Origin of the sequence: Leptolyngbya sp. BL0902 (assembly GCF_016403105.1) — a bacterium.
GTDB lineage: Bacteria > Cyanobacteriota > Cyanobacteriia > Phormidesmidales > Phormidesmidaceae > Nodosilinea.
Map to the genome: position 1 here is coordinate 1,502,803 of NZ_CP046155.1, position 15,947 is coordinate 1,518,749.

The 15,947-nt window shown below is 59.9% G+C and carries 15 protein-coding genes; 7 read left to right on the forward strand and 8 right to left on the reverse strand.

The genetic code is table 11. The features are described from left to right. The first annotated feature begins 7 nt into the window (after positions 1-7). Both rlmD and lpxD read left to right on the forward strand, forming a co-directional pair. Positions 8-1,375, forward strand: coding sequence for a 23S rRNA (uracil(1939)-C(5))-methyltransferase RlmD (gene rlmD / locus GFS31_RS06820; RefSeq protein ID WP_198807460.1), 1,368 nt, complete (start codon positions 8-10; stop codon positions 1,373-1,375). 26 nt (positions 1,376-1,401) lie between these two features. Further along, positions 1,402-2,463 (forward strand): UDP-3-O-(3-hydroxymyristoyl)glucosamine N-acyltransferase, encoded by a 1,062-nt coding sequence (gene lpxD / locus GFS31_RS06825; protein ID WP_198807461.1) that lies wholly within the window; start codon positions 1,402-1,404, stop codon positions 2,461-2,463. An 18-nt stretch (positions 2,464-2,481) separates the two neighbouring features. Here lpxD and rsmG read toward each other — a convergent pair whose 3' ends face one another. Together rsmG and GFS31_RS06835 are read right to left on the reverse strand one after the other, a co-directional pair. After that, complete coding sequence (rsmG, locus tag GFS31_RS06830) at positions 2,482-3,228, reverse strand: 16S rRNA (guanine(527)-N(7))-methyltransferase RsmG (RefSeq protein ID WP_198807462.1); 747 nt, start codon at positions 3,226-3,228, stop codon at positions 2,482-2,484. Then, complete coding sequence (locus tag GFS31_RS06835; protein ID WP_198807463.1) at positions 3,225-3,896, reverse strand: ABC transporter ATP-binding protein; 672 nt, start codon at positions 3,894-3,896, stop codon at positions 3,225-3,227. The genes rsmG and GFS31_RS06835 overlap by 4 nt, the downstream gene beginning before the upstream one ends. A gap of 239 nt (positions 3,897-4,135) precedes the next feature. Between GFS31_RS06835 and GFS31_RS06840 the strand changes: the two genes are divergently transcribed. The 3 genes from GFS31_RS06840 to crtL all read left to right on the forward strand — a co-directional run bounded on the left by GFS31_RS06840 (position 4,136) and on the right by crtL (position 7,151). After that, positions 4,136-5,068 (forward strand): Sll0314/Alr1548 family TPR repeat-containing protein, encoded by a 933-nt coding sequence (locus tag GFS31_RS06840; RefSeq protein WP_225907599.1) that lies wholly within the window; start codon positions 4,136-4,138, stop codon positions 5,066-5,068. A 178-nt stretch (positions 5,069-5,246) separates the two neighbouring features. Next, the gene (locus GFS31_RS06845) at positions 5,247-5,831 is read left to right on the forward strand and encodes a DUF3611 family protein (protein ID WP_198807464.1); all 585 of its coding nucleotides are present in this window, start codon (positions 5,247-5,249) and stop codon (positions 5,829-5,831) included. A gap of 87 nt (positions 5,832-5,918) precedes the next feature. Continuing rightward, on the forward strand, positions 5,919-7,151 hold the full coding sequence (gene crtL, locus GFS31_RS06850) for a lycopene beta cyclase (RefSeq protein ID WP_198807465.1): 1,233 nt from the start codon (positions 5,919-5,921) through the stop codon (positions 7,149-7,151). Positions 7,152-7,318: 167 nt separating this feature from the next. On the opposite strand, the gene sulP is transcribed toward crtL, so the two are convergent. The 4 genes from sulP to GFS31_RS06870 all read right to left on the reverse strand — a co-directional run bounded on the left by sulP (position 7,319) and on the right by GFS31_RS06870 (position 11,463). Then, entirely contained in the window at positions 7,319-9,019 is a 1,701-nt protein-coding gene (gene sulP / locus GFS31_RS06855; RefSeq protein ID WP_263974915.1) for a sulfate permease, read from the reverse strand. A 159-nt stretch (positions 9,020-9,178) separates the two neighbouring features. Continuing rightward, the gene (locus GFS31_RS06860) at positions 9,179-9,880 is read right to left on the reverse strand and encodes a GvpL/GvpF family gas vesicle protein (protein WP_198807466.1); all 702 of its coding nucleotides are present in this window, start codon (positions 9,878-9,880) and stop codon (positions 9,179-9,181) included. A gap of 54 nt (positions 9,881-9,934) precedes the next feature. Further along, positions 9,935-10,414, reverse strand: coding sequence for a tellurite resistance TerB family protein (locus GFS31_RS06865; protein ID WP_263974916.1), 480 nt, complete (start codon positions 10,412-10,414; stop codon positions 9,935-9,937). 263 nt (positions 10,415-10,677) lie between these two features. Then, positions 10,678-11,463 (reverse strand): HAD family hydrolase, encoded by a 786-nt coding sequence (locus tag GFS31_RS06870; protein ID WP_198807467.1) that lies wholly within the window; start codon positions 11,461-11,463, stop codon positions 10,678-10,680. A 178-nt stretch (positions 11,464-11,641) separates the two neighbouring features. Here GFS31_RS06870 and GFS31_RS06875 point away from each other — a divergent pair, with 178 nt between their 5' ends. Then, complete coding sequence (locus GFS31_RS06875; protein WP_198807468.1) at positions 11,642-12,361, forward strand: GDSL-type esterase/lipase family protein; 720 nt, start codon at positions 11,642-11,644, stop codon at positions 12,359-12,361. Between the two features lie 58 nt (positions 12,362-12,419). On the opposite strand, the gene GFS31_RS06880 is transcribed toward GFS31_RS06875, so the two are convergent. Beyond that, positions 12,420-14,030, reverse strand: coding sequence for an LCP family protein (locus GFS31_RS06880; RefSeq protein WP_198807469.1), 1,611 nt, complete (start codon positions 14,028-14,030; stop codon positions 12,420-12,422). Positions 14,031-14,463: 433 nt separating this feature from the next. On the opposite strand from GFS31_RS06880, the gene GFS31_RS06885 reads away from it, so the two are divergent. Beyond that, complete coding sequence (locus GFS31_RS06885; protein WP_198807470.1) at positions 14,464-15,525, forward strand: mannose-1-phosphate guanylyltransferase; 1,062 nt, start codon at positions 14,464-14,466, stop codon at positions 15,523-15,525. A gap of 113 nt (positions 15,526-15,638) precedes the next feature. Here the strand turns inward: GFS31_RS06885 and GFS31_RS06890 are convergent, their stop codons facing one another. Continuing rightward, positions 15,639-15,824, reverse strand: a complete 186-nt coding sequence (locus GFS31_RS06890) for a hypothetical protein (protein ID WP_198807471.1) — start codon at positions 15,822-15,824, stop codon at positions 15,639-15,641. Positions 15,825-15,947 lie beyond the last annotated feature (123 nt).

The following is a 15,947-nucleotide window of genomic DNA, read 5'->3' on the forward strand; positions in this document are numbered from 1 at the left end:
CAACGGCATGGACGGGTGGCGACAGGGCGATACGTTGGATTTGACGATTACCGACCTCACCAGCAGCGGCGATGGGCTGGGGCGCTGGCAGGAGCGGGTGGTGTTTGTGCCCGACACGGTGCCGGGAGATGAGGTGCGGGTGCGGCTGGTGCAGGCCAAGCCCACTTTTGGCCGAGGGCAAGTGAAGCAGATGATTAGTCCTTCGCCGGATCGGGTGCGGGCGGCCTGCATTGTGGCGGATAAGTGCGGCGGCTGTCAGTGGCAGACCGTCAGCTACGAGGCCCAGCTTGCGGCCAAACAGCAGCAGGTGACGGATGCCCTGGTTCGCATCGGCAAATTTGACGCGCCCAACGTGCTGCCGATTTTGGGCACCGAAGCGCCCCTCGGCTACCGCAACAAGGCCACCTATCCCCTAGCCCGTTCGCCGGAGGGCAACGTGAAGGCGGGCTATTTCCGCAAGGGCAGTCACAAACTGGTGAACCTCAACCAATGCCCGGTGCAGGATGAAAGGCTGAATCCCCTACTGGCGGAGGTGAAGCAGGACATCAAGGAACGGGGCTGGTCGATTTATAACGAAGATCGCCACCAGGGCCGCTTGCGTCACCTGGGTCTGCGGGTGGGGCGGCGCACGGGGCAGATGTTGCTCACCCTGGTCTCCACCGCGCCGAACTTGAAGGACATTGAACTCCAGGCCCAGGAATGGATGGAGCGCTACCCCGACCTGGTGGGCGTCTGCGTCAACCTCAACCCCGACAAAACCAACGCCATCTTTGGGGCCGAAACCCTGGTGATCGACGGGGTGCCCTACATCGAAGAAATCTTTGCCGATCTACGTTTTCGCATCCACGCCACCACCTTCTTCCAGGCCAACACCGAGCAGGCCGAAGGCATCCTCCAGGTGATTTTGGACGAACTGAAGCTGACCGGAACCGAAACCCTGATCGATGCCTACTGCGGCGTAGGTACCCTGACGCTCCCCCTCGCCAAGGTCGCCAAACGCTGCGTGGGTCTAGAGGTTCAAACTGAGGCTGTAGAACAGGCTCTAGCCAATGCGGGCCTGAACGGCATCGACAATGTGGAATTTCGGGCCGGGGACGTGGGCGAAACCCTAATCACCGCCGCCGAAAATCTGGCTGACCCGCTGGACATTGTGGTGCTGGATCCTCCCCGCAAGGGCTGCGACCGGGCGGTACTGGATGCCCTGATTGCCCTCAAGCCCCCCCGCATCGTCTATATGAGCTGCGACCCCGCCACCCTGGCCCGCGACCTCAAAATCCTGCGCGAAGAGGGCGGCTACACCCTCACCAAAGCCCAACCCGCCGACTTCTTCCCCCAAACCCCCCACGTCGAATGCGTCGCCTTTCTGGTAGCGTAAAGACCAAATTCCCCTTCCTAATTCCTATGAAGCTCAGCACCATCGCCGAACAAATTCGGATTGCCGCCGCCACCAGCCTGGAGGCTAACCCCAGCCACGACCCCGACATTACCGGGGTTGCCGCTGTGGATGAGGCCGTTGCCGGAACGCTGAGCTACATTGAAGGGGACAAATTTGCCCAGTTTGTGGCCACCACCGGGGCCAGCGCCCTGATTTTGCCCCAAAACGAAGCCCTCCAAGCCCAGGCCACCGAACGGGGCATCGCCTGGATTAGCACCGCCGATCCGCGTCTGGCCTTTGCCCGTGCCATCGCCCTGTTCTATCAGCCCTACCGTCCCACTCCCGGCATCCATCCCACAGCGGTGATTGACCCGATGGCGACCTACGGCGAGAACGTATCCATCGGGGCCAACGTGGTGATTTCGGCAGGCGTTCACCTGGGGAATGACGTGTGCATCCATCCCAACGTAGTGATTTATCCCGGTGTGCGGGTGGGGGATCGCACCGTCCTCCATGCCAACTGCACCATCCAGGAACGCAGCCAAATTGGGGCCGACTGCACCCTCCACAGTGGTGCCGTGATTGGGGCCGAGGGCTTTGGCTTTGTGCCCACCGCCGAAGGCTGGGAAAAAATGGAGCAGTCCGGCTACGTGGTGATTGAAGACGGCGTGCGCGTCGGCGGCAACACCTGCATCGACCGTCCCGCCGTGGGCGTCACTCGCGTTGGACGCGGCACGAAGCTGGATAACCTGATCCAAATTGCCCATGGTTGCCAGGTGGGCGAGGCCACGGTGATGGCCTCCCAGGTGGGCATGGCCGGGGGCGTCAAGGTCGGCAATCGGGTGATTTTAGCCGGACAGGTGGGCATCGCCAACCAAGCCACCATCGGCGACGGGGCCATCGCCACCGCCAAGGCGGGCATCCACAACGACATCGCCCCAGGGGAAATCGTCACGGGCACCCCGGCCCTGCCCCACAAGGTATTCCTAAAAGCCTCGGCCATCTATCGCCGTCTGCCGGAAATGCACAAGTCCCTGCAAAAGCTGCAACGGGCCTTGGACGCTATCAGCCCCAAAGAACCTCAGTAAGCCCCAGTCAACCCCAAGCTAGACCAGGGGAGATTTGGCCGGAATGCCGGGAAGTCGGGGGAATTTGTCGGGGGTGCGGCTGGTTTTGTCGATGATGACGTTGTGGCGCACGCCTTGGGTGATGGGGGTGGTGACGGCGCGTACCTCCCGCAGTTGGCCCCCTAGGCGCGGCAAAATGGCGATCAGGCTGTCTTCTTCCTGGGCCGACCACTGGCCTCGGTAGAGAATGGCCTGTCCGCCTAGACGGGTGAGGGGCAGGGCGTATTCAGCGCAGGTGTTGGTTGATCCCACCGCTCGCAGCAGGGCCAGATCAAAGGATTCGCGCAAAACAGGTTGGTGGCCGACCTGTTCTGCCCGCTCTGCCAAAAAGTGAACGTTGTCTAGGCTAAGCTGGGCGCTGACCTGCTGGAGGGCGGCAATTTTTTTGCGGGTGGCGTCCATCAGCGTCACCGTCCAGTGGGGGAAGGCCAGGGCTAGGGGCAACCCCGGAAAGCCACCCCCGGTGCCAATGTCCACCACGGTGAGGGGCTGGGTGGCGAGGGCCGGATCGCTGAGCCAGGGGGCTACTCCTTGGAGCGAGTCCCACAGGTGCTTTTCCCAAAAGTCTTCCGGGCTAGTGATGCGGGTGAGGTTGAGGGTTTGATTAATAGCGACGATGGCCCCATAGAGCTGCTCGAAGCGGGGCTGAAGGTTATCCGTGGGCTGCCATTGCAGGGTGGCTTGCCACAGGTCGGTGGGGTTGGGCAGGGTTGGGGTCGTGGTCATTCCCAGTTAGCCTCCGTGGCCATCGGTTGAGGATTTGTCTGTTTTTGCAAGGTGAGGTGTCCCTGGTTGAGGTGCCAGCAGCAGTCCGCCAAGTGGGCCAGTTCATCGGCATCGTGGGATACCACCAGCAGCGTCCAGTTTTGCTTGAGCTGTTGCAGCAGGCTGATAATTTGCTGGCGCATCGACCAATCCAGCCCCGCTGTGGGTTCATCCAGCAGCAGCAGGTAGGGCTTGCGAATGAGCTGTACCGCCAGGGCTAAACGCCGCTGCTGGCCCCCGCTGAGGGAGTGAGGCAGGGTGGTGAGGTCGAGGTGATCGAGCCCCACTGACTGGAGCGCTTGGTCGATCTGAGCCCGGTCGAGTTCGGGGTGGCCGAGGCGCAGTTCTTCTAAAATGGTGTGGCCGCAGAAGTGCCGCTCTGGAAACTGAAACACCAGCCCCGCCAACTGACGCAGCGCCTCGGGTTCGAGGGTTTGATCGCGCCACCGAATTTGCCCGGTGCTGGGCGTGGCAAACCCGGCCATCAGCTCTAGGAGGGTGCTTTTGCCCGACCCGCTGGGGCCATAGATCACTCCCAACTGCTGGGGGGCCAGTTCCAAAGACACCCCGCTCACAATGGCCGCTGGGGTCGCGGGGGGATGGTACGTAAGTTGTTCAAGTCGCAGCATGGGTTCGTTCTGATGATCTCGCAGACCCTTCCAACCGATTCCGTCGATTCAGTTTTCCCCGTTATGGAGCCTGTCTAGGCAGGATAGTCCTGGGCGACGCAATAGGCCAGTGTAGCATCTGTAACAGGGGGGCAGGCTATTCCTCAGGCCAGCGCACCAGAATAGAGGCAAGCGCAGTCTTGACCACAATTACGCCATTCATCATCCCATCGTCCGTTTTAATGATAGCGAGTTGTCCTATGGTGGTTCCTTCCTTGCAACACTCTCAGCCCCTTCGTCGCCACCGCTGGCGAGCATGGCTGGCGGGAGCCCTCACCACGGCGATGGTAGGGCTGAGCGGTCTACCTGCCCTGGCTGGCGATCCCTTCCGCCCCAACACCCCCCACGCCATTGGTGATGCCACCGAGGCGGCCTTCAAGGCCCTGTTCTATGAAGGCAACTACACGGCGGCAAAACAGTTGGCAAACCAGGCCATCGCCTCGGAGCCCAACGAGCCGATGAACTATGCCATTGCCGCAGCCCTAGATTACCTCGACCAAGACCTCAGTTCGCTGCTAGAAAAAGCCCAACAGACCCAATCCGCTGCCGCTGCCCTGAAGGAAACCGACCCCCTGCGGGGCCACCTCTACACCGCCGTGGGGCTGTTTCTCGAAGGAGCCCATGTCATCCAAACCCAAGGGCTGACACGGGGCACTCCCACCGTCCTGCGGCTGTTACAGCGCGTCTTTGGCGAACTCAACGCCGCCGAAGCCATCAACCCCAACGACCCAGAACTGAGCTTGCTGAAGGGCTTTATGGACTTGCTGCTGGCGGTGAATTTGCCCTTCGCCAACCCCGATCAAGCCATTAGTCGGCTGCAACAGGGCTATCCCGCCTACCTCTCCCATCGCGGCATTGCCATCGGCCTGCGCGACCTCCAGCGCTACGACGAAGCCCTCGTGGAGGCGAATCGTGCCCTCACCGCCGCCCCTAGCAATCCCGATTTGATGTACCTCAAGGCCCAGATTCTTTTCCTTCAGCAGGATTTCCAGGGGAGTCTTCCCTACTACGCCGCCGCCCTGGCCCGCGCTGACCAACTGCCCGCCACCACGGTGCGGCAGATTCGGTTCGAGGAATGTCGTGCCCAGGGCACCGATTCGAACACCTGCTCTACGCGGGCTGGCCTCAACTAGATTGGTCGCCCTAAAGCTGCCCTGCGCTGCCTTGAAGCTGGCCTTGAAGTCGGTCGCCCCCAGGCCCCTAGCCCTCGGGTTGATGGGGGCTGTTGTGCTGGGATTAGGGGAAACCAGGCGAGGCCCAGGCCAAAACTCATGGGAAGTCAGGACGCAGCCTAGGCTAAAATTGACAGCTATGAATAGCGAACTTGACTACTCCCTTCCCCCCGCTGTCCGCCGCATTGCCACGGCCTTCCGGCTTACAGGCTGGGTCAGCTTTTGGATCCAAGTCGTGTTGGCCGTGGTGTCTAGCCTGGTGCTGCTGTTTGCCCTGGTTAGCATTGGGGCGCGTACGGCAGCCGGAGGAGCCAATGCCGGAACGGGAGTTGGGGTGCTACTGGCCCTATCAGGCTTAGTCGCCGTCTATATCAGCATCTATTGGGCCTTTCGCTATGTGCTGTTGGGTCGCCGCCTCCGCAGCCGCGATGCCAGCAAACGCCCTAGCCCCAAGGATGCTATCCAAGCCCTGCGGATGGGCATTGTGATTAGCATGGTGGGGATGCTGCTCACGCTGTTTGGCGGGCAGGCATTGATTGGATCGCTGCTGGGCAAGGCGCTGCTGCAACCCCAGGGCAACACGGTATTTATTCCTGGCAACATCAATCAATACGTCGAAGCCTTTGATATTTTCATTGTCCAGGCCAACACCAACACCCTGCTGGCCCATTTTGTTTCCCTGACGGCGACCCTGTGGCTGCTGCGGGTGGTGAATCGCGCCTAGCTCGCCCTGAAAGCCAAGGTGGGGAGGAATTGGAGGCCAGAACTCGGTAAGATTAAGGTCGCAGGTTGTGAGGACAGGGCCGCTGAAATGGTGGATGTGTTGGTGCTTGGGGCTGGCCCCGCTGGGTTATCGCTGGCGGCAGAATTAGGGCAGCGTGGACTCTCGGTACAGGGCCTATCCCTCACCGATCCGGCGGATCCGCTGCCTAATACCTATGGCATCTGGGTCGATGAACTGGAGGCCCTGGGGCACACCGATTGGCTGTCTCACCGCTGGACGAATTGCGTGGTGCAGGTGCGGGGCCGAACGCTGCCCCTGCAACGGGAATACGGCCTGATTGATCGTCAGCGGGTGCAAACCCACTGGCTGACCCAGGCGGAACGCCACGGCGTCACCTGGCTGAAGGGAGCCGTCGCCCAGTGCCACACCACGGCCCAAGGCGCAGAATTAACCACCCAGGCCGGGGATATCCTCTCGGCCCGACTGGTGGTGGATGCGACGGGGCACCAGCCCGTTTTAGTGCAGCGCCAAGCCAAGGCAGACGTGGCCTACCAAGCCGCCTACGGCATTGTGGGGCGTTTTTCCCAGCCGCCCATTGCATCCCAGCAGATGGTATTCATGGACTTTCGGGATGACCATCTTTCCCCCCAAGAGCAACAGCAAGGCCCCCCCACCTTTCTCTACGCCATGGATTTAGGGGACGGCTGCTATTTTGTAGAGGAAACCTCCTTGGCCCAGCACCCCGCTGTTGCCATGGATACCCTGAAGCAGCGGCTCCATCAGCGGTTGCGCCACCGGGGGGTGGAGGTCTCGGAGATCCACCACGAAGAACACTGTCTGTTTCCCATGAACTTGCCCCTACCCGATCTCCGCCAGCCCGTGGTCGGATTTGGGGGAGCAGCCAGCATGGTGCATCCCGCCTCTGGGTATTTGTTTGGGGCCTTGCTGCGGCGGGGGCCAGCCCTGGCCCAGGCCATTGCCGACGCCCTCAATCAGCCCAGCCTGACCACGCCCCAGGCGGCTCAGCGGGCCTGGGAAGCCCTGTGGCCCCAAGATCGCCTACGCAAGCACTACCTCTATCTCTTTGGGCTAGAAAACCTGATGGACTTCAGCCCTACCCAGATCAATCATTTCTTTGAGTCTTTCTTCCAGCTTGAGACCCAGGACTGGGCTGGGTTCCTGGCCGATGGTCTGGCTTTGCCCCAGGTGGTGCAGTCGATGATCGGGCTATTTGGCCGAGCTCCCAACGATGTGCGCTGGGGGTTGATGACCTCCGTTACCCGCCACGGATCCCTGCTGCAACGAACGATCACCCTGTAGGCTCCTGGGGGGCGGGGCTAGCCCCCTGCGTTGAGGTGCTTTTCGGCAGTTTTTAGGCTCGATGTAGCCTCGCTGGCCTGGGAATTTTGGCCCTAGTCGCGATGATGGGCTGCGGCCTGGGGCGGGGGCAGCGAGGGGCGACCTCACTGCCCTGGGAACGGTGGGGGCTAAGGGCGCTGATGGAAGCCGTCAATGGCGGTGGGCAGCGTGAAGTAGATGTGGTCAACGCCGATGCGGTCTAGGAGTCCCGACAGCTTCAGTTGGGCGTAGAGATCCTGCTTCACCCGAGCCATGGCAAAGGTGATGCCCCGTTCCGCCAGTTCATCAAACAACTCGTTCAGCATATCGGCGGCGGTGATGTCGATTTCGGCGATGGCCTCGGCATTGAGAATAAACCACTCCACCGGGGCCTTTTCTGCCTCAATGGCGGCGAGGGCGCGGCGCTTAAAGTTATTGGCGTTGGCAAAAAACAACGGCGCATCATAGCGGTAGAGCACCAACCCTGGGATGGTGGTGGCCCCTGGCCAGTCGCTAATATCATGGAGGCCGGGAAGGTCGGGCACCTTGCCCATCACCGCATCGTAGGGACGGGCAATGCGGGCAAACAGTTCAATTACCGATAGCCCCACGGCAATGGCAACACCCATCAGCAAATCCGTGGCTAACACCCCCAGGGTTGTCAAGACAGCGAGGGCATAGTCGCCGCGCCGGAATCGTTGTAGGCGGCTGAATTCTGGCAGGTCTACCAGGCGAGTGGCGGCATAGATCACCAGCGCTCCTAGGGCCGCCGTGGGAAACATCACCAGCAGCGGGCGCAAAAACAGCAGCACCAGCAGCACCACCCCAAAGGCAACCAGGGAAAAGACCTGGCTTTTGCTGCCTGTGGCGTTACCAATGGCGGCACGGCTTCCGCTACTGCTGACCGGAAAGCCCTGGAACAGCCCCACCCCCAGGTTGGCAATGCCCAGGGCCAGCAGTTCTTGGTTGGGGTCAATGAGTTGAGAATAGTGGTTACGGGCGGCGAGGGCCCGGGCGGTCAGCACATTGTCGGAATAGCCCACAATGGCAATCCCCGCCGCCGCTGAGATCAGGGCAAGGGCTTCTGCCTGAGACACCATGGGCACCTGGAAACTGGGCAACCCAGCGGGAATGGTGCCCACCACCACGACTCCGTACTGATCGAGGTGGAAAAGGCTGACCGCTGCCGTGGCCAACAATACCGCCAGCAGCGGCCCCGGTGCCCGGGGGAACCGCGCCTGCACCCCAAAGAGCAGCACCAGCACAAACCCCGCCAGGATAAAGGTAGGCCAATGGATTTGGTCGAGATTGCCCAAAAAGTCGGCCACCTGTCCGGCAATGCTGGTGGCTTCAATGGGCACCCCGCTCACCTTGCTGAGCTGACCCATAATCATAATGACCGCCACCCCAGTCATGTAGCCAATCAAAATCGGCTTGGAGAGCAGGTTGGCCAAAAAACCCAACCGGGCCACATAGCCCACCAAACACAGCACCCCCACCAACATTCCCAGGGCCGCTGCCAGGGTGGCATGGCTGGTGCCATAGATCACCACCAGGGGCGCAACGGCGGCAGCGGTCATCATCGCTGTGGGAGATTCTGGCCCCACCGAAAGCTGCGGCGACGACCCCGTCATGGCATAGAGCACAATGGCAGGCAGCATAGCCCACAAGCCCTGCACCGGATTCACCCCCGCCAATTCGCCATAGGCCATACATTGAGGAATCAGGTAGGCGGCGACAGTAACCCCCGCCAACAGGTCGGAGCGAAACCAGGGAGAAGGATAGTGACGAAGACGCACCAGACCCGGAAATAGGGTCTTAAACAGAGAAGAAGCTGGCTTAGCGGTCAAGGTTAACAGGTCTCAACGGAAAAGAACGGTGGACAGACCAAGCTTCACCTAGAACAGCCTAGCGTTGGCCTGAGAATCCCTGATTCTACGACGTTCTAGCGATAATGTGGGCTGAATGTAACCCTTTGCAACCAACTAAACCAGACCTAAAAACCGCGATCAGACAAAGTGGTAGGGGGGCAGCGCCGAACTCAAATGGATCTGCCATTGGGGAGCCTGGGTTTGCCAATGGGCAAGGGTTTCTCGCAGGGCATCGGCCTGGGAGGGGGGGATGAGCAGGTAGACTTTGGTGTCGGCTGCAGATTCATCCACCACGGCCTCGGCGTAGGCGCTGGCGATAGCCGTAAGCAAACGCTGCCGTTCGTCCTGCTGCTGCTGCTGGGCGAGGGCGAGGTCTTGCAGGCGTTGTTTTTTGGCTAAAAAGTAATCTCGACCCTTCAATCCTTCAGGTAGCGGCGGCGGGTCAAGGTCAACGGGAATCAGCTTGATCTGGTATTCGGCCTGATCTGCAAGGGCCAAAAGCTTCGACTGGTAGACGGCCTGCTCCTGGGTGAGGTAGGCGTGGAGCCGATCTAGGGAGGGAAACTGGGTGCCAAACCGCAGCGGCAACAGGGGCACCTGCTGAAACAAGTGACACAGCACCCGGTCATGGCTGAGCACTGCCGCTAATAGCTGAGTGCTTTCTCCCTGGAGAACCTCTAGGTCGATGTTGTCTTCCACCACCGCTGCCAGGGCATCTACGGTGATCAGCCTGACGGGCTCCGCGATGCCCGTGGGTAAGGTTAGATGCTGCCCACGGGCAAGGCACAGACCATAGACGTAGAGGGGGCCGCTGGGGCCAGATGCAGAAACCAAGACCATAGATGAAGAAAAGTAGACCGAGGACGTAGCAACCCGTAACACCCCCAGGGACGGCTACCCCCGGTTTTTGATGGTCATGACCTGCACGATTTGCAGGGCGGTGTCCCCTGGAATTTCTAGGATGCGGTAGAGATCATCGAGGAAAGCCTGCTCCTGGGGAGTCACCGTGCGGTCTGACAGCACCAGATCCGTGGCGATGGCAAAGGCCGTTTCGCGTAAATCCTGGCTGAGAGCCACCTTCGCTTGATCGACAAGGACGGCTGGCCCCTGTTGTTTAAGCCGGGTCAGCAGGTTATCAAACAGGCGATGGAGCATATCCTCGGGGTAGCTTTGGAAGAGGTGCATCCGCGACAGCATAATCGTCATGTCCTGCCCCTCTTGGTCGGACAAATAGCCGTCGGCAGCGATGGCCACCAAGGCAATGCTAGCAATCGCCTCGGCGGCTCCCATCAGTTGTGGACTTGTGGTTTCATCGGAGGTAAACATCTTGTCAAATAGCCCCATGTTGGCCTCGGTAGTAGTCCCTAGTTTCATCTTGCCTTAGATTGGAGGCTTCAGAACTGAGGCGTGAAGAGTTGTTACGCTCCATACCCTGGCCTTGGCCGCGCTGGTGTGATCAATCTCACTAACTCTCGTGACCCAGTGCCTAGGCATTTGTCCCACCACCCCAGATACTGTAGAAGACTCATTTAGCCGAGTCATCTACAGGGAACACACAACGAATCGGCACGCTCTTTGGGGGCTGTCGATTTTTTTTACCTTGAGCCAGACTGTGGTGCCTGCCGTAGCATCGACGGCTAGGGAATCCAGCCCGCAAAGGGTTGGGCAAACTGCGCCAAGGTAAGTCGATGCATCCGCCTATTCGCTGCCGCCAAGGCCTGATCCGCCGCTGTGTTGTAGCCCCAGTCTGCCAAGAAAAGCTGGATCGTGTCTAGATCGGGTTGATCTTGCACCGCCTGTAGCGCCTTGATGCGATCTTCCACAAACCAGATTGGCGCGTCGGGGTGAGCCGCCTGGAGTTGTCCTAGCGTGGTGTACTTAGGCTGTTTAACTTCTTTCCCTAGGATGCGGTCTGCCGTTAGGGCTAGCCCCTGCTGGGCCAACAGGCGCTGAATAAACCGCCCTTCCTTGGTGGAAATAATGATCAGATCCGTCCCCTGGGCTTGGGCCTGGTGCAGGCGCGGTAACACCCCTGGATAAAACCGATGCAGCCCTAGCCAGCCCTCCAGGTCAGCGGCCATCCACCGATCTCGCACGCCGTCTACCGCTGCCCCCAACTGAGCAGGCTCGACCCTTCCCTCGGCAATCAGCTGGGGAATGAGACTTGGCCAATCGTCCCGAATGGCTTCATCCGCCACCCCAGACAGCAGCCCATAGAGCACCAGGGGCATTTCCCACCCGGTTTCCACCACTGGGCGCAGGGGATAAAACCGCTCGGCTAGGCCCAGGGGCGGCTCTGGCGTGGCAGGCTGAAAAACCTCGCAGTAGGCTTTCCAGGCCGTTTGAAAATATTCCAGCAGGCCGTCACAAATCACGCCATCAAAGTCTAGGGCGAGGAGGCGGGGGAGGGGGGAAGATGGCATCGGGCAGACAAACGCGATGAAACGCGATTAAGCTTGTAAACTATTGAAACGTAATCTATCGAAACAATTACCTCTGACTAGGCTACTCAGGATCACCCTGATTGTCTAGCTCGGCTCCCCCGGCGGGCTGTATGGCGCTGGGCTGTCGTTGCTGTCCTCGGTCTAGGTCAAGTCTGCCATGCTAGCAACTCCCTCCCCCGTTGTGCCGTCCCAACCGCATCCTACGCCTCCAGGGCGGCTGGCCCATCCCCAAAAAGTAGTGGTGGTGGGGGATAGCCTGGTCTATGGCTATGGCGACCCAGAGGGCGGCGGCTGGGTGGAACGGCTGCGGCGACGGGCCATGGCACCGGGCTCAGAGGGAGCCGTATTCTATAACCTGGGGGTGCGAGGAGACCGGGCCAGCCAGGTACGGGAACGTTTGGCCCACGAGTTTCGCTATCGCGGCGAAATTCGCAATCGCCTCCCCGACCGCCTCGTGATTTCGGTGGGCACCAACGACTCGGCGCGGGTGGGTCGCCCCCTAGGCCGCAACTACACCGACTTTGACGAATTTGAGCAAACCCTCGCCGACCTCCTCGCCGAAGCCCGTCAGCTCTGCCCGGTGCTGTTTGTGGGCATGGTGCCCGTGAATGAAGCCGCCATGCCCTTTTCCGAAGTGCTCTACTACTCCCAGCGCGAACAGTGGCGCTACAAGGAGGCCACCCGCCTCACCTGCGAAAGCCACAACATCCCCTACCTCGATGTGATGGATCTCTGGCTGCACCGAGGCCCCGATTGGTGGCAAGCTCGCCTGTCTGCCGACGGTCTTCATCCCAATGTGCTGGGCTATCAGTCTTTAGTACAAGATGTTGTGGCTTGGGATGCCTTCCAAGCTGCCGTGGAAGTTCCCACGGCCTAACCTCAACCCTGGGCCAGCCGCAATGATCAGGCATCGCAACCGGGCATCCTTGCGGATTCTAGGGGCTAGCCTCCACCCACTGGGTAGCCCAATCTCGGCCCACGCGGATGGTGATGTCGGAGTCGAGGTCGCCCGTCGATTCGGACAGCACTCGCCCCTGTCCCAGCACCGAATGGACTAACTCAGCGCTGCCGCGATCTCCTCGTTGGGCCACCACTTCTGTTGTTCGACTCACGATAGGCGCATCATTACTCACATAGACGTTACTAAAGCCGTTATCCCGCAGGTAGCGAGCCATGGCGGCCCCAGCCCCAGCGGTATCTGAGGCATTTTGCACGGCAATGCGTAGATTGGATACATAGCGGGTTCTGCCATTGTCGGCGTAGACGCCCACCCCCTCGGTTTGAAAAAAGGTTTGCAGAATGTTGGCTGAGGCTTCCCAGTCGGGCAGCCAGTAGCTGGCCTCAAACTCTGAGGTGGTGCTAAATCGTCCCGGCAGCATCACCATCTGGAAGTCGTCGGCCTCAATTTCTAGGCCAAAATTGGCCAAGGCCAGCATTTCTTCGAGGGTGAGGTTGGTATCGACATAGCGCTGCACCACCCGAATGGCCTGGGGCAGACTGGGCACCACCAGCGGACTGGTTAAGCGCTCCCGCAGGGCCTTTAGCAGGATTTGCTGGCGCTGCACCCGGCCAATGTCTCCGGCATCGCTGCGGAAGCGGGCAAATTGCTCGGCTTGGTCGCCGTTGAGGGTTTGCCAGCCGGGATAGAGGTCGATGTAGAGCCCTTGGGTTTGGTCGGTGTACTGCATTCGGTGCGGCACTTCAACCTCAATGCCGCCAACCAAATCGACAATTTCCCGAAAGGCGGTGGTGTTGACTCGCACATAGCGATCAACCTGGACATTACCGAGGTTATCGGCGATGGTTTGGGCCACGAGGGTGGGGCCACCTTCCACATTGGCATGGTTAACCTTAGCCATGCCGTAACCCGGAATTTGAACCCGCGTATCTCGTGGGATGGACATCACGCGGAGCGTGTCGTCTTGGGGGTTAACGCGCACCAGCAGCAACGTATCGGTGCGGCCCCCAAACACAGCGTCCGATCCAGGGGGGCCGTCTAGGTTCTCATCGAGACCCATCACCAGAATCGTAACGGGGCGCGTGACCTGGTAGCGAAAGCCTGCCTGCCACAGATCGCTCAAGCCAACTCCTTCTGCGCTGGTCTCAGGCAGACCGGGCAACGGCAGAAAGAGCGCTGCCCCGGCACCAACCAAGGCCGACGTGGCAGCGGTGCCGACAAAAATACCGCTCCACAGTAGGCCACTGATGGCTCGCCCTAACCATCCCCGCTTCGGTGGGGCGGGCGGAGCAACGTAGCGGTAGGCGGAAAGGGGGTCGGGGTCGGCTGTGTCCGTGGAGTTATTGACCCCAGAGTTGGGACTAGGGGAGTTGGGCTTATCTAAGTTGGGCTCGTCTAAGTTGGGCTCGTCTAAGTTTGAAGCGTTCAGATCTGGGGCATCTGAGCTTGAATCCCTCAGGCTTGGCTCGTCCACCCCTGGCTCGTCCACCCTTGGATCATCTAAAACAGCCGTGGGGTGAGCCTCACTGGAGGAAGCGGGGGCTGGGATCGCTACGCCAGACTCTTCAGATTGCTTTGACGATGCCATGAATACCTGCCTCACTAACGTCACACCTCATACCCTGAGCCCTGGATCTCGAGGTTCCCGATGCCCCCAGCATCCCAAGGACGCTCCCTCAGACCGTCGCTCTACCCCAACCTACTGCGGATTATCTACCCATAGCTTAAAACCTCAGACACCTGGGGATCTGGCACTTTTAGGGTAGCGTTCTCCCAGGTTGAACGGGGATGCTTCGGATAAGCTTGGGGGAAGCCCTCTGGGGATTAACCTAAGCCATCGTGGACGGGCCATGGGTATCGATATCTACCCTTATCCTCTTTGCCATTTCAACCTAGCTTTGCTAAATCGTAATGTGTTAATCAATATTAAGCTTTTTTCGCAAGGGACTGATCCCCCTAGGGATAGGATTAGAGCACAGATTTCCCAACGGTCTATAGATAAGTCTTAAGGATTAATACCTATGGCAACCTTCATTCCCGTAATTCTCGCTGGTGGCAAAGGGGAGCGGTTTTGGCCCGTCAGCCGCCTTGCCTGCCCTAAGCAGTTCCTTTGCCTGGATGGCAGTGACCGGAGTTTGCTCCAGGCCACGGCGGATCGGCTGTGTCAGTTGTCAGGCTCCTGGGACAATTTATGGGTAATTACGGCGGGGCATTTGGCGGATCGGGTGCGGCAGCAGTTGCCTCACCTGCCCGAAGCTAACCTGCTGGTGGAGCCCATGGGCCGGGATACGGCTCCCGCTGTGGCCTGGGCCACCCTCGAAATTGCTAAGCGCTACGGCCCGGATGCGGTGGTGGGCTTTTTTCCGGCTGATCACTGGATTGCCGATGAAGCGGCGTTCTGCGACACCCTAAAAGCTGCTGCCCACCTCGCCGCTGCCCAAGGAGCCATCGCTACCCTAGGCATTACCCCCACCTATGCCGCCACGGGCTACGGCTATATTGAGCAGGGCGAAGCCGCCGGAACCTACGGCGATCTGCCCGCCTACCAGGTCAGCCGCTTCACCGAAAAACCCGACGCCGCCACCGCCCAAACCTTCATCGACAGTGGCCGCTTTAGCTGGAACAGCGGTATGTTTGTGTTTCCAGCCCAGGTGATGCTGACGGAGTTGAACGCCCACGCCCCCCAACTGATGCAGCCCATCCAAGCGCAGGGGGTGGCGGCCTATCCCGGCCTCGAAAAACTCAGTATTGACTATGCAGTGATGGAGCACACCGATCACGCCTATGTAATGCCTGTGGCCTTTGGTTGGGATGACCTAGGCGACTGGAACGCCGTGGAGCGCTTGCTGAAGAAACCCGACGACAAAAATGTTGACCTGGCCACCCACATTGCCCTAGACACCGAGGGCAGCATTGTCTATGCCTCCAACTCGGACGAGGTCGTTGTCACCATTGGCCTCAGCGATGTGGTGATTGTGCGCGATGGCAACGCCACCCTCATCGTTCACAAAGACCGCACCCAGGATATTAAGCAGGCGGTCAAACAGTTGGGGGCTGAAGAACGGTTCCAGCACCTTCTGTAAAGAACAACCAACGGCTCTAACGTGAGGCGGGACGCGTTGGGAGCAACCCACTGGAAAACAACACACCCCATGACCTCCTAACGTAGGCCTATCGGTGGCTATCCACGAAGGATTTAGGCATTATTTCGCAGTCGATCCTTAGTACGGGAGCTGAGCTGTTGGTCAATGATGTCTTTATCCCGTGATCCCCAAACGCTCATGCGCCTCTGGGCCTGGTTGATCTGGTGATTGTCTGAGAGGCGGTTGATTAAGTCCGCTTCATAGGATCGCTGACGGGAACTCATCCGAGATTTTCCCATGATGTCATCTACCTGTGGTGGTGGGGCCTGGTTCCACTGTAGGCGGCGATGATGGCTTCGGACGATTTCCCTACATAAGTTTGCACTGGCGAGAGTGCAAAGAATGGGGACAGACTGAAGGTT